Origin of the sequence: Rhodopseudomonas palustris BisB18, from assembly GCF_000013745.1 — a bacterium.
Taxonomy (GTDB): domain Bacteria; phylum Pseudomonadota; class Alphaproteobacteria; order Rhizobiales; family Xanthobacteraceae; genus Rhodopseudomonas_A; species Rhodopseudomonas_A palustris_F.
Genome location: NC_007925.1, coordinates 4,676,017 through 4,692,844, shown reverse-complemented (window position 1 = coordinate 4,692,844; position 16,828 = coordinate 4,676,017). Strand labels below are relative to the sequence as shown.

Here is a 16,828-nt window from a genome sequence, read left to right as displayed (position 1 = left end):
GCGGCGTCCGGTCAATTCGTCCATCGCAGGTCGGCGTCGAGCAGGCCGTCGGAGCGATGCTTCCTGATGGTTTGCAGACGCATGAATTGCGAATTGCGGAAGTTGGCGTCGGCGAAGCCCAACTCCTGCATCCCGGCGACCAGCCGTTCGATCGATTCCGTCAGTGTCACCGTCGGCGTGTAACCTTGCGCCAATTCGGCGAACAGGTCGAAATTGACCCGGTAGGATCGCTTGTCGGGCGGGGCGTCGCGATTGATGCTGACCTTGGTGCCGGGAATGGCGTCGGCGACAGCCTGGGCGAGGTCGCGAACCTGGTAATTCCAGGCGTTGCTTCCGGCATTGACGGCGACGAACGGGCCGCCGGCGCTGCGGTCGCGCTGGATCGCCCAGTCGATGGCGCGAGCCATGTCGGACACGTCGATCAACGGCCGCCACGGGCTGCCGTCGCTGAGCACGGTGATTTCACCGCTGGACAGCGCGCAGGCGACGAAATCATTGAGCACCAGATCGAGCCGCAGCCGGGGCGACATGCCGCACGCGGTGGCAAAGCGCAGCGCGGTGATCGTCATCTCGCCGTTCTGCAGCCCGGCGAGTCCGCGCTCGGTCCCCACTTTCGAGCGGGCATAGGCGGTCAGCGGATTGAGCGCGTCGGATTCGCGGCGGGCGTCGCCTTCGGCAAATCCGTAAGCGCTGCAGCTCGAGGCGAACACGAACGAGCGGACCCCGGCATCGCGGGCGCGGCGCGCCAGATCGAGACTGGCGGTTTCATTGATCTCGATGGTGACCTTCTCGTAATCGTTGCCGATCGGGTCGTTGGAGATCGCGGAGAGCTGGACGATGGCGTCGGTGCCGGCAATCAGCGCATCGGGAAGATCGCGGATATCGCCAAAGTACTGCAGGTCCGCATAGCTTTCGGGCGCGCGCGACCGCGAGGTGATGCAGTGCGCAAAATATCCGGTGTCGTAGCAAACAATCCGGCTACCTGGATGCCGGGCGCGCAGATAAGGAACCAGCACCGCGCCGACGTAACCAAGATTTCCCGTCACTAAAACATTCATGCCTCAGCCCCGAAGAGTGTCCACTCGCGCATTCGATTACGAAAGTTACGGCCTACAGGTGCCAGCAGGCATGTCAAGCGATTGAGGCGCTGTGGGCACCGTTTTCCGGCTCCAAGATCGATCATCACGCGCGCCGCCGGGTCGTGGAATAAGTTCCTGCATCACGGCAGCGGCAATCGGATGAAAATCGCTTCCGGCAACAGCCGCAGCAAGGTCATGATCGGACGCCAATACCATGGCACATAGACCACCATCGCATTGCGGTCCATCGCGGCGAGGATGGATCGTGCCACCGTTCGCGGCTGTGGCGTGATCAGTCCCGGGGTTTTGCCGAAGGCGAGGCGGGTGTCCATATAGCCGAGCTTGATGGTCAGCACCTGGCTGCCGGTCGGCAGCAACCTCGCCCGCAAGCCCTGGGCATAGGCAGCCAGCGCGGCTTTGGCGGCGCCATAGACGAAATTGGTTCGCCGGCCGCGATCGCCGGCGACCGATCCGACGAAGGCGATGCGGTGGTCGCGAGAGGACTCCAGCCGCGGCATCAGCTGCGTCAGCAGACGAACGATCGCCGCATAGTTGGTGGCGAGCAGTTGCGCGGCAAGTGCGACGTCCCGATGCGACTGCTCCAGATTTTCGGCGTATCCGATCACGAAGACCAGGTCGGAGGGCAGCGCGTCGCGACCCAACAGCTCGGCGGCGAGCGCATCGATGCTTTCGTTCGAGAGCGCGTCGAACGGCTGGGTGCGGACCGTCGCGCCGTGACGGATCGCAAGATCGGCTGCGATCCGTGCGAGTTCGCCGGCGTCGCGCCCGGCAAGTTCGATCGCCACCCGCCGCTGTGCGTACTCCACCGCGATCGCCTGGGCGAGGCGCGAGGTGGCGCCGACGATCAGGGCGTTTTGGGAAGCAAGGGAGGGATTGTGCGACATGCTAACCGCGCTTGAAGAACGGCGCCGTCGAGCTCAGCTCCCAGAACCGGCCGTCGGCGGCGATGCCGAACACCCGCACGTTCAGATCGGCCGGCTGGATCGGCCCGTCGATCGGTACCGTCAGATCGAAGCCGGTCTTCAAGTGGTCGTGCAATCCCAGCGCCGCCGCGACGTCAGGGCGAGGGTTGCTCGCCGGACCCGCCCCGCGCAGCACGCCGTTCACGGTCACGGCAACCAGCGCCACCTCGGAATTGCTGCCGCGGTCTGCGGCCCAGCCGGTGATGCGCAGCCCGGCTGCGGTGGTCGCGGCGCTGTCGACGAATCCTGATATGTTCGGGTTGGAAGCCAGCGCGGTATGCGAGCAACCGGTTCGCAGTCCGCCTTCGGCGATCGCGGCGGGGCAGATGAAATCCGCCAACGCGGCGGTGCCGGAATAGCGAAGCGGATTGATCCATGCGGCGATCTGCTCGCCGAGCCTGGTCAGATTCGCGCTCAATAGCACGATCACAACACCGGTGAGTGCGGCCACGATCGCCAATTCCCGGCGGCTGACCTTGATCGGTTGCTCGGTGTCGTCCATCGCTCGGTCGGTCCTCGGTTAACGGCCGGTGCTCAATACAGGAAGCGCTCGTCCCGCAGGCGCCCCTCCCGGGTCACGGTGACGCCCGGAATGTCCTTCTTCGCGATCGTCAACGGTTGGCCGAGCAGGGTTGCGGCATCGTAGGCCCAAAGTCGTTCGAGAGGAACGACGTAATTCGCAACCGTCGGCTCGGGCGCAAATTTCAGCTCGAACTCCAGATCGCCCGAAGCGAGCGGCACCGAGATCGCGGGCGCCCGACGCTGCGCTTCGGCAACGCTCAGCACGAGCACGGGGGTGCATCGGGAAAGATCCTGCGGGTCGCAGGACGGCCGGCGCGACGTGCTGATGTTCTGCAGGATGTGGCCCATGTCGAAAACCGGCGTCAGATGCTGCCGCCACCACGCCAGCGCCGGCTTCTCGTCGACGCCCCGCTGCCGCAGGACCGCGAACCCGCCGACGGTTTCCAGCGGTACGTAGTCGCGCACGATTCGACTGTAGATCAACGGCACGCGCAGCACGTGGGGCAGTTCGAACTGCAGATCCTCGATGCGCCACACGACGTAGCGCGGCTTGTTGTCGTCCAGCCAGGCCAGAACATGCCGCTGTTCGCCGATCGGCGCCGCATTGTAGTTGTTGCTCTGGTAAGGCGGCAACTGTTTGAGCAGGATGTAGAGCTGCGGCGTGTCGCCCAGAACGTAGACCGGCCCGGGCGCGCCGCTCGACAGGGCATCCAGCCGCCGAACCAGCTCGAGCTCCGGCCGGTAGAGTGCGAAGCGTTGTTCGGAATAGGCGAACTGACGGGTCCGCGTGGTTTGCTCGGTGTCTCGAATGGCCGTTGCCAGTGTTCGCGCCGCTTTCAGCGGCGCCGTCGGCAGCCGTTGCAGATAGTTGCTGGGTTCGCCGGTCGGCCTCAGCACGATCACGAGCAATCCCGCGATCAGCCCGGCGATCGCGGCGGTTCGCAGCCTCTGCAGCGCCGGCTCGAGATGGGCCCAAACCAGCAGTCCGAGCACCGTCGGCAGCACGCACTGCCACTGGTTTTCTCGGACGATGTATTTTTGCACGAACATGAATCCGATCAGACCGAGCCCCAGCAGCAACATGTCCCGGATCGCACTCTTGGGCGTCGCCAGGCAGCGATACAGTCCGATGGCGACCAGCAGGCACGGGCCGGTCAGCGCGACGATCGCAGCCAAGTCTGAGCGCAGGCCGAGCGCGGCCACGAGGTTGGTGGGGACGGCAGAGCTGACGGTGTGCGGTCCGAGCGACGTCAGAAAGCCGATCTGGTATTTCAGGTCGCCGGTCGCCGCCAGCACCGCGGCATAACCTGCGACCGCAACAAACCCCGGAATGAATTCCAGCGCGAAGCGCCGTGCCACGGCGTGCGGCGATCGGCCCGGTTGCGAACGGATCGCCAGGCAGAACGTCATCAACACCGCCGGCGCCGCATAGAGGAGCTGGATCGGTTCGATGAACGCCGCCAGCAGCACGGCTGCGGGAAACAGTCCGCGCGTCCACAGGGTGCGTGCCGGCGCCAGTTGAGCGAGGAAGGCGATGAAGACGTCGACCGCGAGCAGGTACCGAAAGACACCCCAGAAGATATACAGCCGATCGGCGATCATGATCAGCGACACGATCGCGAAAGGGGCGAGCAACCGTCGGCCCATCACCACATGCAGCGACAGCAACAGAACGGCATAGAGCAGGGTCTGCTCGGCGGCGCTGAAGATCTGGCCCCAGGGCGCCGGCAGCGAAAACACCCAGGTGCCGCCATAAGGAAACCAGAAATCCCGCAGCGGCCGAAATCCCTCGTGGATCAGGTATTGCCACAGCGTGATATTGTTGGTGTCCCATCCGGGCGGGATCGGATAATGGCCCTGCGCGTAAATGTCGGGGGCGACGGCCAGTAACGGGACCGACGCGACGAACACCGTCAGCACCAAAGCGACGGCGCCCCGCCAACGTCCCGCAAGCGTGGCAGCGCCTGGCGCGACGGCGGGTCCGACGCAAGCCGACTGACCCCGCCGAATGATGAGGAGACACACCGCGGCCGTCGCCGCGCCTGCGAGGGCGATCAAGACGGCGAGCTGGTTGGCGAGGGTGGACAACCCGAAATAGGCGGCCCGTCCGACCGAAAGCGACGCTGCGTCCGGGACCGCGACCATCGCCGTGATGATCGGCACCGCGAGATACACCGACACCGTCGAGGTCAGGCAAAGAACCAGCACGCTCGCCATGCCGGCCCCGCGGGCATTGGCGATGACGACGAGGACAAAGCCGAGCAGGATCAGGCCGAGAACGCCATCGCCGCGTCCGAGACGACCGGTCCACTGCGGCAGTCTCGCGATGCTGGGTCCGTTGTAGCTCAGCTTCAGGTCGGCCAGTGCGATGCTGAGCTTGCCGTCGACCGGTGTCAGTACCGTTTGCCGGTCGACGATGGCGGGCCGACCGATTTGAGTCGGGCCGGCGGCACGAATTTGCTCGACGTCGAAACGGCGGATCGGAGTGTCGCCGACCTCGAAAGTGACCGCGCGAATCCAATCGCCCTCACCGAGGCCGGAAAGCTCCAGCCTCATGCGATGCAATCCTTGCTGGACGCCCGGCGCAATGTAGAGGTGGGGATCGAAGCGGGCGCGTTGCGCCAGATACGGGCGCGGTTCGTCATCGACGAAAATCGCAAGCGTCGACTGGTTCGCCACATTAGCCTCAATGGCGATTTGCAGCTGGGTCTTTTGCGAGATGTCGAGAACGACGTTCGCGAGCAAAATGATTGCTGCCGCGACGAGGGTCAGCACCAGCGCCATAATCACCCGTGATGGCATCGACTGACCAGCAATGAAAAGTGCGTAAAAATGAGTGGGGAACGAGATATCCGACGATCCAAAATGATATGCGGCAAGTCCATTCATGAATCAATATAAATGTTTCTTGCTTGATATATGGATTGACCTGAAGACATCACGTACAGCGGATAGTCCGCTGTTTGATTTCATTCTGCGAGGCCGTGGAGACCAGCCTTGACCGCCGCAACGACCCAACTCAGCCTGACCGGCTGGGGCAACACCAATCCGGTGGATTGTCGCGTGACGCGGCCCGAGCGCTTCGCGGAGGCCGTCGCGGCACCGGCGGCTTTCGGTGAAGCCGGACTGATCGCGCGTGGCGCTGGCTTGGCTTATGGCGACGCGGCGGTGACGCGGGACGGCGTCGTCGTCAACATGACCCGGCTGGACCGCATGCTGTCGTTCGATGTGGAGAGCGGGCGGCTGCGCGCCGAGGCCGGGGTGTCGCTGCGCGACGTGCTCGAGGTGGCGTTGCCGAAAGGATTTTTCCTGCCGGTGACGCCGGGAACCTGCCGCGCCACGATCGGCGGCGCGATCGCCTGCGACGTCCATGGCAAGAACCACCACAGTGCCGGAAGCTTCGGTGCACATGTCGAGGACATTCTGCTGCTGCTCGCCAACGGCGAGGCCGTGCGCTGCAGCCGTAGCCAGCACGGCGAATTGTTTGCCGCGACGCTCGGCGGTATGGGGCTGACCGGCATCATCCTCGAGGCGACCATCGAGCTGATGCGGGTCGGGTCCAACCTGATCGTCGCCCGCAATCAAGTCACCCGCGATCTCGACGAAACGCTGTCGGTGCTGGCAACGACGGATCATGCGGCCTATTCGGTGGCGTGGATCGATGGCTCGGCGACCGGCGCAAAGCTCGGCCGCGGCGTCGTGATGATCGGCGATCACGCCTCGCGCGAGCGGGCCGAGGCGGCGGTGCCGAATGGAAAGCTGGAATTCGTCCGGCCGCCGGGCTGGCGGCTGCCGACCGGGCTTCCCAGCGGCTTGATTTCTCCGATGGTGGTGCGGCTCGCCAATACCGCGCTGTATCACCGCTATCGCAGCGCCGGGACCGGCGAATCCCTGGTGCCGGCGCATTCGTATTTTTATCCGCTGGATTCCGTTGCCAATTGGAACAAGCTCTACGGCCGCCGCGGCTTCATGGAGTATCAGATGGTGGCGCCGGAGGACGGCGCCGAGCTGACGGTGCGGGCGCTGCTGGACCGGCTGCACCGTTCCGGGCTGTCGTCGTTCTTCACCTCGATGAAGCGCATGGGGCCGCAAGGCGAGGGGCTGTTGTCGTTTCCGATGAAGGGCATCGCGTTCAGTTGCGACCTGCCGAGCGGGCCGGCGGCGCTGCGGCTGTTCGACGATTTCGACGAGATCACCGCCGCGGCCGGCGGCCGGATCTATTTCGCCAAGGACGCGCGGGCCTCCGCGCGTCATATCAAGACGTTCTATCCGAGGCTGGCGGAATTCCAGGCCGTCATCGGTCGCGTCGATCCGGACGGGGCATTTTCCAGCGCGTTGTCCCGCCGGGTGGGCCTCGCGAATTTTCGAGGAGCATCTGCGGGACATGGATAACGCTGCAGCGCGCAAGCCGTCGGTTTCGATCATCTGCCCGGTCTACAACGAGGACCAATCGATCCCGTTGTTCTTTGACCGGCTGATGACGGTGATCGGACCGTTGCGCGAGACGTTCGATTTCGAGCTGATCTTCATGAACAACGCCTCGACCGACGGCTCGCTGGACGCGATCGCGCAGATCCGGCGGTCTCACGATTGGGTTCACGTCATCACGCTGTCGCGCAATTTCGGTTATCAGGCGTCGCTGACCTGCGGCCTCACCAACGCCTCCGGCGACGCCTCGATTTTCATCGACGTCGATTGCGAGGATCCGCCGGAAATGATCCCGACCTTCCTCGATCACTGGCAGCGCGGCTTCGATATCGTCTATGGGCAACGCGTCGCGCGGCCCGAGAGCGCGGTGTTGGTCGCCGCGCGCAAGGTTTTCTACCGGCTGACCCGGCTGATCGCCGACAATGATTTCATCCTCGACATGGCGGAATTCGCCTTGATGAACAGCCGGGTCAGGCAGGTCTGTCTCAACAATCGCTCGACCTACCCGTTCATTCGCAACGAGATCGCCTATGCGGGGTTCCGTCGCCACGCCATCCCGTTCGAGCGGCAGACCCGCGTGGCGGGCACCACGCACTACAATCTGGTGCGAATGACGACGTTCGCCATCGCCGGCATCCTGTCGGCGTCGACCTTTCCGCTGCGGCTTGCGGCCTATATCGCGGCGGTGCTGGTGCCGCTCAACCTTCTGGCTGCCCTGCTCTGCCTGTTCGGCGGCGTTTCCGACCTCAAATGGCTCGAACATCTGAACTGGGCCGCGACCATCCTGTCGGTCGGATCGATCGCACTGTTCGTCGCCCGGATCTACAAGAACGGCATCAATCGTCCGCTCTACGTCATCGACCAGCAGCAGACGGCGTTTCCCCGCGCGACGTTGGATCATGGGGAACTGAGGAACTGATAGCAGGATGGACTCCCCTCCTTGCGAGGGGGGCTACGGTGCTCTAATTGTACAGCGGCAGCGCTAAGAAAATTATGCAATGAAACGATTTAATAGGCGGACTAAAATAAATTTTTTGACTTATCTCCTCCGGAAGCCATGATGAGAATTGATGATAGCCAGAATTTTACAGAATTGCCGTTGGCGGTGGATCTTGATGGTACTCTGATAGTTACGGACTCTTTGCACGAGAGTATTTTCTCTGCCCTTAGGGCCCGCCCCTCGCATTGCAGACATTTATTTTCGTTCCTTCGCGGAGGGAAAGCAGTTTTCAAGCGGCACATCGCTAATGCAGCGATCACCGATGCAGCGACATTTCCTTACAACGCGCCATTTGTTGACTTCCTCAAAGAGCAAAGGCGGGCGGGCCGCCGTCTGGGCCTTTTCAGTGCGGCCGATGACTCCTTGGTGCAGTCCGTCGCCAAGCATCTCGGACTTTTCGATGTGGTTGTGGGATCTGATGGTCGGGAGAATTTCTCCGGTGCTCGAAAACTAGCGGCGATCAGGCAAGCGTTCGGCGAGCGCTTCGCTTATGCCGGGGACTCAAAGGCGGACTTGCCGATATTCGAAGCGGCGGAAACTGTGGTGTTGGTCGGAGCCGGAAACCGTTTCGCCAAACGATTGGCTGGCATTACCATCGTTGAGCGTGTGTTCCCGAGCCCCGTCGGAAGCTATCGGACGTGGATTAAGGCGTTGCGCTTGGAGCATTGGGCAAAGAACCTTCTCGTCTTTGCCGCGCCGATCCTAGCGCAGAAGTTCACTGATCTGGAAACTGTCGCGCAGTCCCTGCTGCTGTTCGTTCTGGTGGGAATGGTCGCTTCGGGCAATTATATCATAAATGATCTGTTTGACCTTGAGGCGGACCGCAAGCATCCACGCAAACGTCTGCGCGCATTCGCTGCCGGTTTGATTTCCGTGCAGAGCGGCATGACTGCAGCGATCGCCCTGATCAGTAGTGCGTTCTTGATTTCCCTGCTGCTGCCCTTGGGCTGTACCCTAACATTACTCGCCTACCTGGCTGTCGCTCTCGTCTACAGCCTGTTGCTTAAGCGGTTGGCTGTCGTCGACGTGATGATTTTGGCTGCACTGTTTTCGCTTCGCGTCCTTGCCGGCGGCTTTCTAGTGCCGGATGGAGCTTCACCCTGGCTGCTGACGTTTTCGATGTTGTTCTTCTTTTGTCTCGCTACCGTCAAACGTTATGCAGAGTTGGAACGTGGGGTACGCGTCGTGGGCCACGCCTTTAGAGCGCGGGGATACACAGAAAAAGATCTGCCGTTGTTGCTTTCCGCGGGGGTCGCAAGCGGTCTCGGGGCGATAGTCGTTTTCATGATTTATCTGATCAATGACCAATATCCGAGAGCGATTTACGGACATCCGCAAATCCTGTGGGTGATGATGCCGATATTGATGCTTTGGACGCTTCGGGTCTGGCATCTCTCTGTTCATGGGCTGATGAACGAGGATCCTTTGGTGTTCGCGCTCAAAGATCGTCTGTCGTTAGTCTTGGGAGTGCTCGGCGCGGCAGCATTCATCGCGGCCTCGTGGTGAATTGGACCAGCGAATATTCGGGGTGGGGGCGAAACCAGACGATGCGTCATCGGCTGGCCTTGCCGGGCTCTATGACGGAGCTTATCGCGCTGGTGGGCGCCGGTTCTAACGCGCCCTTCCTCGCGCATGGTTGCGGTAGGTCGTATGGCGACGTCGCCCTCAATCCAGGCGGCCTCCTGATCGATTGCCGGGGGCTCGATCGTTTCATAGCCTTTGATCCTGAAACAGGACACCTTGTTTGCGAAGCGGGCGTACGCCTCGCCGACATCCTGCGGGTTATCTGCCGTCCGGACCAAGATGGCGCCGGCTTCTTTCTCCCGGTGTCGCCTGGAACCAGATTTATCAGCGTCGGCGGTGCGATCGCCAATGATGTGCATGGCAAGAACCATCATGTCTTCGGCTCGTTCGGAAATCACGTCGAGTCATTTGTTTTGCTACGGTCCAGCGGTGAGATTCTGCGCTGTTCAGAATCCGAGAATGCCGAACTTTACGCGGCAACAATCGGTGGGCTCGGATTGACCGGGATCATCTTGCAAGCAACGCTCAAGCTGCGCCGGGTGGATGGGCTGGCCTTTGAAGCTGAGGACATAGCATTCGGTAGCCTCGACGATTACTTTCAATTAGCGGTGCAATCCGATCTGGCATGGGAATACACGGCGGCGTGGATCGACTGTTTTGCGAAGGGCGCCGACATTGGTCGGGGTATCTTTTCCCGTTCTCGACACGTTGCGGGCGTAGGGGCTCCGCCGCCCCCGCTGCAGCCGCGAATTTCTATCCCCTGGACGCCTCCGATTTCCGTCGTCAACCGGGTTTCGACCAGGGCTTTCAACGCGCTCTACAGGCGCAAATTGGGAAAGCTCGGAAAGAGGACATCGACCGGATCTTACGAACAAGCGCTTTATCCGCTCGATGGCCTTGGCAATTGGAATCGGCTTTATGGTCGCGATGGGTTTTTTCAATTCCAGAACGTGATTCCGCGCGGCTGCGCCCTCGAAGTTGTCCGAGCGATGCTCCGGGAAGTCGTCGCCGCCGGCGCGGGGTCTATGCTTTCCGTTCTGAAGGTGTTCGGAGCGCTGCCATCGCGCGGGCTGCTGTCATTTCCAATGGAAGGCGTTACATTTGCGCTGGACTTTCCAAATGATGGCTCACAAACGGTCCGTCTGATCGAACGGCTTGAGGCGATCACGATCGAATCCAATGGTCGCATCTATCCAGCCAAGGACAGCTTGATGAGCCGTCAGGCGTTCTGGCAGGGATATCCCTTCGCTGGACGTTTCCAAGATTCAATGGATCCCGCGATATCGTCGGAGTTTGCGATCCGCGTCGGTCTTGCAGTGGGGAGAAGAAGGTGACTAGGTCAAAACCTATGACCCGCCGAATTGCGATCTTCGGCGCGGCGTCGGGGATTGCCGTTCAGGTCGCGCGGCTCTATGCGGAGCGCGGCGACTCGCTGGTGCTGATCGGACGAAGCGACGAAACACTGTCGAGCATCGCCCAAGACCTGACGGTGAGAGGCGCGCCGCGGGTGCAGACTATCCTCGCGGACTTTGCTTCGCTCGAGCAACTTCCCGATGTGCTGGCTAGCGCCTGGAATGCGTTCGACGGCTTGGACATTGCGGTTGTTGCCTACGGCACTTTGCCGGATCAGAAAACTACGGAGGTCAATTCGGCTGCGCTGATTAACGCGCTACTTATTAATTTCGCGAGCCCGGCGGTCGTGGTCAATATGCTTGCGGAGCGCTTCCAACCGCGAGGCGCAGGAACTATTGCGGTCATCACATCGGTGGCGGGAGAGAGAGGTCGGCAGAGCAATTATGCATACGGCTCCGCGAAGGGCGGGCTACAGCGGTTCCTCGAGGGTGTGAGACATCGGTTGAAGCCGGCGGGTATTGCCGTCATCGATATCAGGCCTGGATTCGTATCCACACCGATGACATCGCATCTCGACCAACGCGGATTGATGTGGGCTCGTCCGGAAAGAGTTGCCAAGGACATCGTCGCTTCGATCGATCACAAGGTAGAAATCGTCTACACGCCGACGTTCTGGCGCTGGATCATGTTGGCGGTGCGCAACCTGCCGCGTCCGCTGTTTCACCGTACGAAGCTGTGAACACTCTCATTAGCGGAACTGGAAGTCGGTAATGAATACGATGCCGGGACCTTTGGGCTCACCATGGAGCGAATGGTAGGCTAGGTAGAGCTTGCCGTCGCCTTGAAGATCCACGGTGATCTTCTGAATGCCGCGCTCGCTCTCGATCGTCGCTTCCGGATCGAGCCGGCGCCGGAATAATTCCTTGCGGCCGCCTGCCGTATCTTGGGAAACGATAAATTCAACTGGGGAGATCGTCGGCCCGATCGAATACATCTTCGATGCGAACCCATATTCCATGGTTGCGCTGTGGCTCCCCGCTGGTGGGTCGAAAACCATTTCCGCCGGGGGAGCCAGCGAGAATATATTCTTTGCATAGTCGGTGTCGAGTTGTGTCAGGGCAGAACTAACCCGTACCGGCCTGTTGGAAAATCCCGGAAAGACCTTCATCGGCAGCGAAGCAAAACGCTCGGGATGATCGCGAAATTGTTCCCCGGCCAGAAAGAGATTCTCCCAATAGCGCCGATGCCCGTAGACAATTCCGAATGGTGGCGCCACCGGAGCGTCCGCCACGTCGCTGTTTGGAGACATCGACGTCGGCATCAGACACCATGATGTCAGAGGATAGTACAGCGCTTTCTTGCTGGCATAGAGCCCCGGATATTGCTTCATATCCGATGGGCTCGTCTGGTCTGACGGACACTGCGCTACAATATAGTCGACATACTTGTCGGTGGGCGATCCAATCAAATGGTTGTCGAAAACGCGCTGAGGCATGTAGAAAGGAATAATCCCGGCAACCCAAAGGCCGACGCGGTAGTCGCGCGGGATCTGGGTCGCGAAATACCGTCCAGCACCTTTCATCTCCTGATGGAGAGTGGCCCACCCGTCGATCGTATCGTTGCCGACCGGGCCGAGCCCGGGATCCCGGACTCGCGAGAAATACATATTGACGTTTGTGCCATACCAGAAGATCGCCAGATTGGCGGTCGTGAGCATGACGGCCGCCGCTTTGACGGCCGTGCCGTGCCATTGAGCGGGCTTCAAGCGTCTGCCAATCGCGTCGAGTTGAAAACCGAGCAACAGGGCAAGGACCGGAATAAGCGGTGTATAGAACCGGAAGCTGAACATCATATGGACGATGCCCTGCGACGCAATGTAGCCGATGTATCCAAGGGCCGCCGCGCCGATGAAGAACATGCGGGCGCGATCGCCCTCCAGCCGCATCCGAAAAAACCCCGGCAATCCCGCCAGCACAGTGATCAGGGCAGCAATGATGCCAAGGCCATGGAGGTTCACAAGCGCAAAGTCTTCAAGGTAGGGAAGGCCCGTGTGAATTGCATTCATGAGCATGGCGTAGAGGCCGAACGACGCCTTCATTGCCGGCGTTGGAAGAACGCTGCCGTAATATATCCGTAAGAAGATAGCGAAAAGAACAAGGGGAACGAGGAAGAAACCAGAATTGCGCAACGTGCGGCGAGAAAACCGATTGAGGTAGAATGTGCCGAAAAGGATCGGCGTGACAAAGACCAGCGTATCCATCCGATACAGGACGCACAGGGCCGCCAGCGAGAATACCACCGGTTCGGGAATGGATCGCGGGTGATAGTAGAAAGCCCAGCACAGCAGGATCAAGGTGGTCGCGACATAGGTCGTCTCCATCGCGCTTGCAGACCAAAGCACGAACGGAAAGCTGCCCGCCAGGAACAGTCCGCAGAGAAGCCGCAGTCCGGAGGAGACGCCGATGGATTTTTGGATCGAATTGACAAGAGCGAGGCAGGTGCAGCCGAGAAATCCAGCGAAAGTCTTGACGCCAAAATCGATGAAGTCAGCTCCACCAATCAAATATGACAGCGCCCCCGCGAATATGTGGAGATACGCCGTAGTTGCGTTGATATGAAGTTCGGGGTCGGTACTGATGACACCGCTGTCGACCAAATTCTTCGACATCAAGAAGGTGATGAACGTGTCGTCGACGATGAATTGGAAGGCCCGAAAAAATAGCACCAAGTAAACGATGATTGGTAAAACCAACGGCCACTCTACTGGAAGCTTTCTCCAATCGCGCTTCACTGCAAAATCCCCTTAGCCCTGCAAATGTAGCCAAGGAAAGAGCATGAAAGAAAGCCAGGGGTCAAGCTAGCGATTAGCATGGTGCTAAGTGCGATCCCATTCCTGTGTCGGACGAGGCGACGGCCGGCGCGCAAATATTCGCAGTTGTTTCCGATCGGAGTTCGTCCGAGCGCAGCGTGTTTTAACGGGGCGCCGTTCGGCGGCAGTTGTCTCCTCCGTCACATTCGGAACGGACTGACAAAATCCGCCAGCAGCGGCAGCTTTTCGTCCTTTGGCGAGAGGAACGGGCCGTGCTCGATGTTCCAAGGGAAGGCGATGGTGGGGTCGTTCCAGCGGATGCCGCCGTCGCATTGCGGAGCGTAGATGTCGCTGACCTTGTAGACCACCTCGGTATCCGGTTCGAGCGTGACGAAGCCGTGCGCGAAGCCGACCGGGATGAAGATTTGCCGGGCGTCGGCGGCCGACAATTCGGCCGAGGCGTATTGGCCGTAGGTCGGCGAATTGGCCCGAACGTCGACCGCGACGTCGAGAATGCGGCCGCGCACGCAGCGCACCAGCTTGGCCTGGGCGTGCGGCGGGGTCTGGAAATGCAGGCCGCGCAACGTGCCGGTGTGCAGCGACAGCGAGTGGTTGTCCTGGACGAAATCGAGCTCGATGCCGAGGGCTTGCAGCGCCGGATGGCTGTAGGTTTCCATGAACCAGCCGCGGTCGTCGGCAAAGCGTTTCGGCGTCAGCACGACTACGCCCGGGATGTTCAACTCATCAATCGTCATCGCAGATGTCCTAGTTGTCCTCGGGCCGGCGCATCGATCGATCGCTGTGGGCGAGCGTGCCGGCCGATCACCAGTCAAGAAGGCAAACAGGTGGCGCGTCAAGGGGTTGAATTGCTCGGCGAAACCGGGCTTAACGGCCCTTCATCTGAAGGTGCGATTGATGCGCGTGCTGCATGCCTACAAGGCCTACCGCCCGGACGTCGACGGCGGTGTCGCGGCGGTCATCGCGCTGCTCACCGCGGCGGGCGAGGAGGATCTTCGCAGCGAAATTCTGGTGGCGCGCGGGATGCGCGGGCTCGGGCAGAGCACCGCGTTCGACGGCGTGCCGAGCCGCGCGGTGGCCTCGCTCGGCAACCTGTTCGGCATGCCGATCGCGCCGCAATTTCCGCTGGCGCTGGCGTGGGCGATCCGCAAGGCCGACGTCGTCGCCTTGCATGCGCCGTTTCCGCTCAACGACATCGGCGCGCTCGCCGTTCCCGACCATGTCGGCGTGGTGGTGCACTGGCACGCCGAGATCCTCGGCCGTCGGTTGCTGGCGGGGGCGCTGGCGCCCTTGACGCGGGCCACGCTCGCCCGTGCCGACCGCATCATCGTGTCCGACCAGATCATCGCGCAGAACTCGGCGTTGCTGCGGCCGCATCTCGCCAAATGCGAAGCGGTGCCGTTCGGCGTCGATGCCGCGGCATGGGCGACGCTCGGTGCCGATGGCTGCGCGCGCGCCGAGGCGCTGCGGCGTCGCCATCCGCGGCTGATCGTGGCGCTCGGCCGGCTGGTGCCCTACAAGGGCTTCGACGTTCTGCTCGCGGCTCTGCCCCGAATCGATGGCCATCTCAGCATCGTCGGCACCGGCGCGGAGCGCGAACGTCTCGCACAGATCGCAGCCGATGCCGGCGTCTCCAATCGCGTGACCTTCGCCGGCTATCTGTCGGCGGAGGAGGTGCGGGTGCATTTGCGCGCGGCGCGGGTGTTCGCCTTCCCCTCGGTGACGGCCGCGGAAACCTTCGGCATTTCCCAGCTCGAGGCGATGGCGGCCGGCTTGCCGATCGTCAACACGGCGTTGCCGACCGCGGTGCCGCTGGTGGCGCGCCATGGCCTGGAGGCGCTGACGGTGCCGCCGCGCGACGCCGCCGCGCTCGCCAGCGCGATCAACGCCGTCCTCGATGATCCGGAGCTGGCCGAGCGCCTCGGCCGCGCGGCGCAGGCGCGGGCGCGCGAGCAATTCGACCACGCAAGGTTCTGCGCGAGGGTCCGCGCCATCTACCGCGAGGTGTATGACGCAAGACGAGGATGATCGCGCTGCACGACGTTTCTTGCGACGTCGCGGCGCCTTCGTCAGTTGCCGATGCGTCTTGATATCGCAGATCAGTCCAGCCGCAGCACTGCGCAAAACTCGAAGCATCCGTGCGGCGTGGCGAAGACGCGCTCGGCCTTCAGTCGGATCAGCCCGAGCCTGTTCAGTTGATCCACGATGGCGCGAAAGCCGATCGGGGTGAACTGCCAGGCGTGAACGTCGATATAGCCGCCGTTGGCGGCCTCGAACTCCTTGACCGCGCGCTGCACGGCGTCGGGCTCGAGCGCGATGATCGGAACCGAATGCTCGCCGCTCCAATGCTTCGCCGGAATATTGTGCGAGGTGAGGGCGCGCGCTTCGATCACGCTCTTCAGCGTGTGGGTCATCCGTCGTTCCGAATGCGCCTGGAGAACGTCGGCGATGGTTTTTTCCGCGACAAAGTGATCGAAGCAAAATCGCTTGTCCGGGATCACCAGCGCATAGGCTCCCTGCGCGTTGAGCAGCGCCTCCACCTGCACGAGATGCCTGACGAGATCCGGCTGATGTTCGATGCAGTGCGAGCTGAAGACGATGTCGAAGGTGTCGGGAATGACCGACAGATCCCCGGTCGGATGGAAATAATCGATGTCCACCGGATCGGTCGCCGGGTGCCCGATCTCGCGCGCTCTGATCAGCAAGGCGTCGCGGTCGGCGACGTCGAAATACCGAACCTTGCCGCCACGCAGCGTCGGGGTGGTGAACGGCCCGATTTCAAGCGCAGGGCGATCTCCAATCCACGCGATGAGGTCCGCTCGCACGAAATCCGCCGCAGCCGATCGTCCTTCCGACGCGCCATGCCGCGTCCAATGATTGGCCAGATCGGCATCCGACAGATCGGCCAAGTCGGCATATTGGAGCCGATAGAAACTCGCATCGAAATCGTTCGGAAGATTGGTCATGGGGTTCTTGAATTGGAGGACGTGAGCGCGAAGCGGAACAGAACTGTTGTTCGTCGAGAGAACGGCGTCGGGCAGATCGACCAGCAATAGGTCGATTGATGATCGTGCAGCCTGCCGCCGGCGGCGATACTTTTCGGTGTGGCAGG

At 61.7% G+C, this 16,828-nt stretch carries 13 protein-coding genes; 6 read left to right on the top strand and 7 right to left on the bottom strand.

Annotated elements, in window-relative coordinates:
* Window positions 1–11: 11 nt before the first annotated feature.
* From RPC_RS21075 to RPC_RS21060, 4 genes are all read right to left on the bottom strand, one after another.
* On the bottom strand, window positions 12–1,058 hold the full coding sequence (locus RPC_RS21075; protein WP_011474622.1) for an NAD-dependent epimerase/dehydratase family protein: 1,047 nt from the start codon (window positions 1,056–1,058) through the stop codon (window positions 12–14).
* Between the two features lie 161 nt (window positions 1,059–1,219).
* Window positions 1,220–1,984: an SDR family NAD(P)-dependent oxidoreductase gene (locus RPC_RS21070; RefSeq protein ID WP_011474621.1), complete on the bottom strand. Its 765-nt coding sequence runs from the start codon at window positions 1,982–1,984 to the stop codon at window positions 1,220–1,222.
* Between the two features lies 1 nt (window position 1,985).
* A complete protein-coding gene (locus tag RPC_RS21065) occupies window positions 1,986–2,564 on the bottom strand; it encodes a hypothetical protein (protein ID WP_011474620.1) in 579 nt (192 codons plus the stop codon).
* A 32-nt stretch (window positions 2,565–2,596) separates the two neighbouring features.
* Entirely contained in the window at window positions 2,597–5,368 is a 2,772-nt protein-coding gene (locus RPC_RS21060) for a hypothetical protein (protein WP_041802176.1), read from the bottom strand.
* A 213-nt stretch (window positions 5,369–5,581) separates the two neighbouring features.
* Here RPC_RS21060 and RPC_RS21055 point away from each other — a divergent pair, with 213 nt between their 5' ends.
* From RPC_RS21055 to RPC_RS21035, 5 genes are all read left to right on the top strand, one after another.
* A complete protein-coding gene (locus RPC_RS21055; protein ID WP_011474618.1) occupies window positions 5,582–6,976 on the top strand; it encodes an FAD-binding protein in 1,395 nt (464 codons plus the stop codon).
* Window positions 6,969–7,931 (top strand): glycosyltransferase family 2 protein, encoded by a 963-nt coding sequence (locus RPC_RS21050; RefSeq protein WP_011474617.1) that lies wholly within the window; start codon window positions 6,969–6,971, stop codon window positions 7,929–7,931. Before RPC_RS21055 ends, RPC_RS21050 begins: the two co-directional genes overlap by 8 nt.
* A 141-nt stretch (window positions 7,932–8,072) precedes the next feature.
* On the top strand, window positions 8,073–9,518 hold the full coding sequence (locus RPC_RS21045) for a UbiA family prenyltransferase (protein ID WP_041803154.1): 1,446 nt from the start codon (window positions 8,073–8,075) through the stop codon (window positions 9,516–9,518).
* Between the two features lie 41 nt (window positions 9,519–9,559).
* A complete protein-coding gene (locus RPC_RS21040; protein WP_011474615.1) occupies window positions 9,560–10,870 on the top strand; it encodes an FAD-binding oxidoreductase in 1,311 nt (436 codons plus the stop codon).
* A 14-nt stretch (window positions 10,871–10,884) separates the two neighbouring features.
* Window positions 10,885–11,628: an SDR family NAD(P)-dependent oxidoreductase gene (locus tag RPC_RS21035; RefSeq protein WP_011474614.1), complete on the top strand. Its 744-nt coding sequence runs from the start codon at window positions 10,885–10,887 to the stop codon at window positions 11,626–11,628.
* 9 nt (window positions 11,629–11,637) lie between these two features.
* Here RPC_RS21035 and RPC_RS21030 read toward each other — a convergent pair whose 3' ends face one another.
* Together RPC_RS21030 and rfbC are read right to left on the bottom strand one after the other, a co-directional pair.
* Window positions 11,638–13,680, bottom strand: coding sequence for a hypothetical protein (locus RPC_RS21030; protein WP_011474613.1), 2,043 nt, complete (start codon window positions 13,678–13,680; stop codon window positions 11,638–11,640).
* A gap of 218 nt (window positions 13,681–13,898) precedes the next feature.
* Window positions 13,899–14,453: a dTDP-4-dehydrorhamnose 3,5-epimerase gene (gene rfbC / locus RPC_RS21025; RefSeq protein ID WP_011474612.1), complete on the bottom strand. Its 555-nt coding sequence runs from the start codon at window positions 14,451–14,453 to the stop codon at window positions 13,899–13,901.
* A gap of 160 nt (window positions 14,454–14,613) precedes the next feature.
* Here rfbC and RPC_RS21020 point away from each other — a divergent pair, with 160 nt between their 5' ends.
* The gene (locus tag RPC_RS21020; RefSeq protein ID WP_011474611.1) at window positions 14,614–15,744 is read left to right on the top strand and encodes a glycosyltransferase; all 1,131 of its coding nucleotides are present in this window, start codon (window positions 14,614–14,616) and stop codon (window positions 15,742–15,744) included.
* Window positions 15,745–15,815: 71 nt separating this feature from the next.
* On the opposite strand, the gene RPC_RS21015 is transcribed toward RPC_RS21020, so the two are convergent.
* Window positions 15,816–16,769, bottom strand: coding sequence for a hypothetical protein (locus RPC_RS21015; RefSeq protein ID WP_415914757.1), 954 nt, complete (start codon window positions 16,767–16,769; stop codon window positions 15,816–15,818).
* Window positions 16,770–16,828: the final 59 nt, after the last annotated feature.

What these genes read in the sequence shown, in the direction of transcription:
- RPC_RS21075 (WP_011474622.1), bottom strand. Translation starts at nt 1,058, where the DNA reads ATGAATGTTTTAGTGACGGGAAATCTTGGTTACGTCGGCGCGGTGCTG.
- RPC_RS21070 (WP_011474621.1), bottom strand. Translation starts at nt 1,984, where the DNA reads ATGTCGCACAATCCCTCCCTTGCTTCCCAAAACGCCCTGATCGTCGGC.
- RPC_RS21065 (WP_011474620.1), bottom strand. Translation starts at nt 2,564, where the DNA reads ATGGACGACACCGAGCAACCGATCAAGGTCAGCCGCCGGGAATTGGCG.
- RPC_RS21060 (WP_041802176.1), bottom strand. Translation starts at nt 5,368, where the DNA reads ATGGCGCTGGTGCTGACCCTCGTCGCGGCAGCAATCATTTTGCTCGCG.
- RPC_RS21050 (WP_011474617.1), top strand. Translation starts at nt 6,969, where the DNA reads ATGGATAACGCTGCAGCGCGCAAGCCGTCGGTTTCGATCATCTGCCCG.
- RPC_RS21045 (WP_041803154.1), top strand. Translation starts at nt 8,073, where the DNA reads ATGAGAATTGATGATAGCCAGAATTTTACAGAATTGCCGTTGGCGGTG.
- RPC_RS21040 (WP_011474615.1), top strand. Translation starts at nt 9,560, where the DNA reads ATGCGTCATCGGCTGGCCTTGCCGGGCTCTATGACGGAGCTTATCGCG.
- RPC_RS21035 (WP_011474614.1), top strand. Translation starts at nt 10,885, where the DNA reads ATGACCCGCCGAATTGCGATCTTCGGCGCGGCGTCGGGGATTGCCGTT.
- rfbC (WP_011474612.1), bottom strand. Translation starts at nt 14,453, where the DNA reads ATGACGATTGATGAGTTGAACATCCCGGGCGTAGTCGTGCTGACGCCG.
- RPC_RS21020 (WP_011474611.1), top strand. Translation starts at nt 14,614, where the DNA reads ATGCGCGTGCTGCATGCCTACAAGGCCTACCGCCCGGACGTCGACGGC.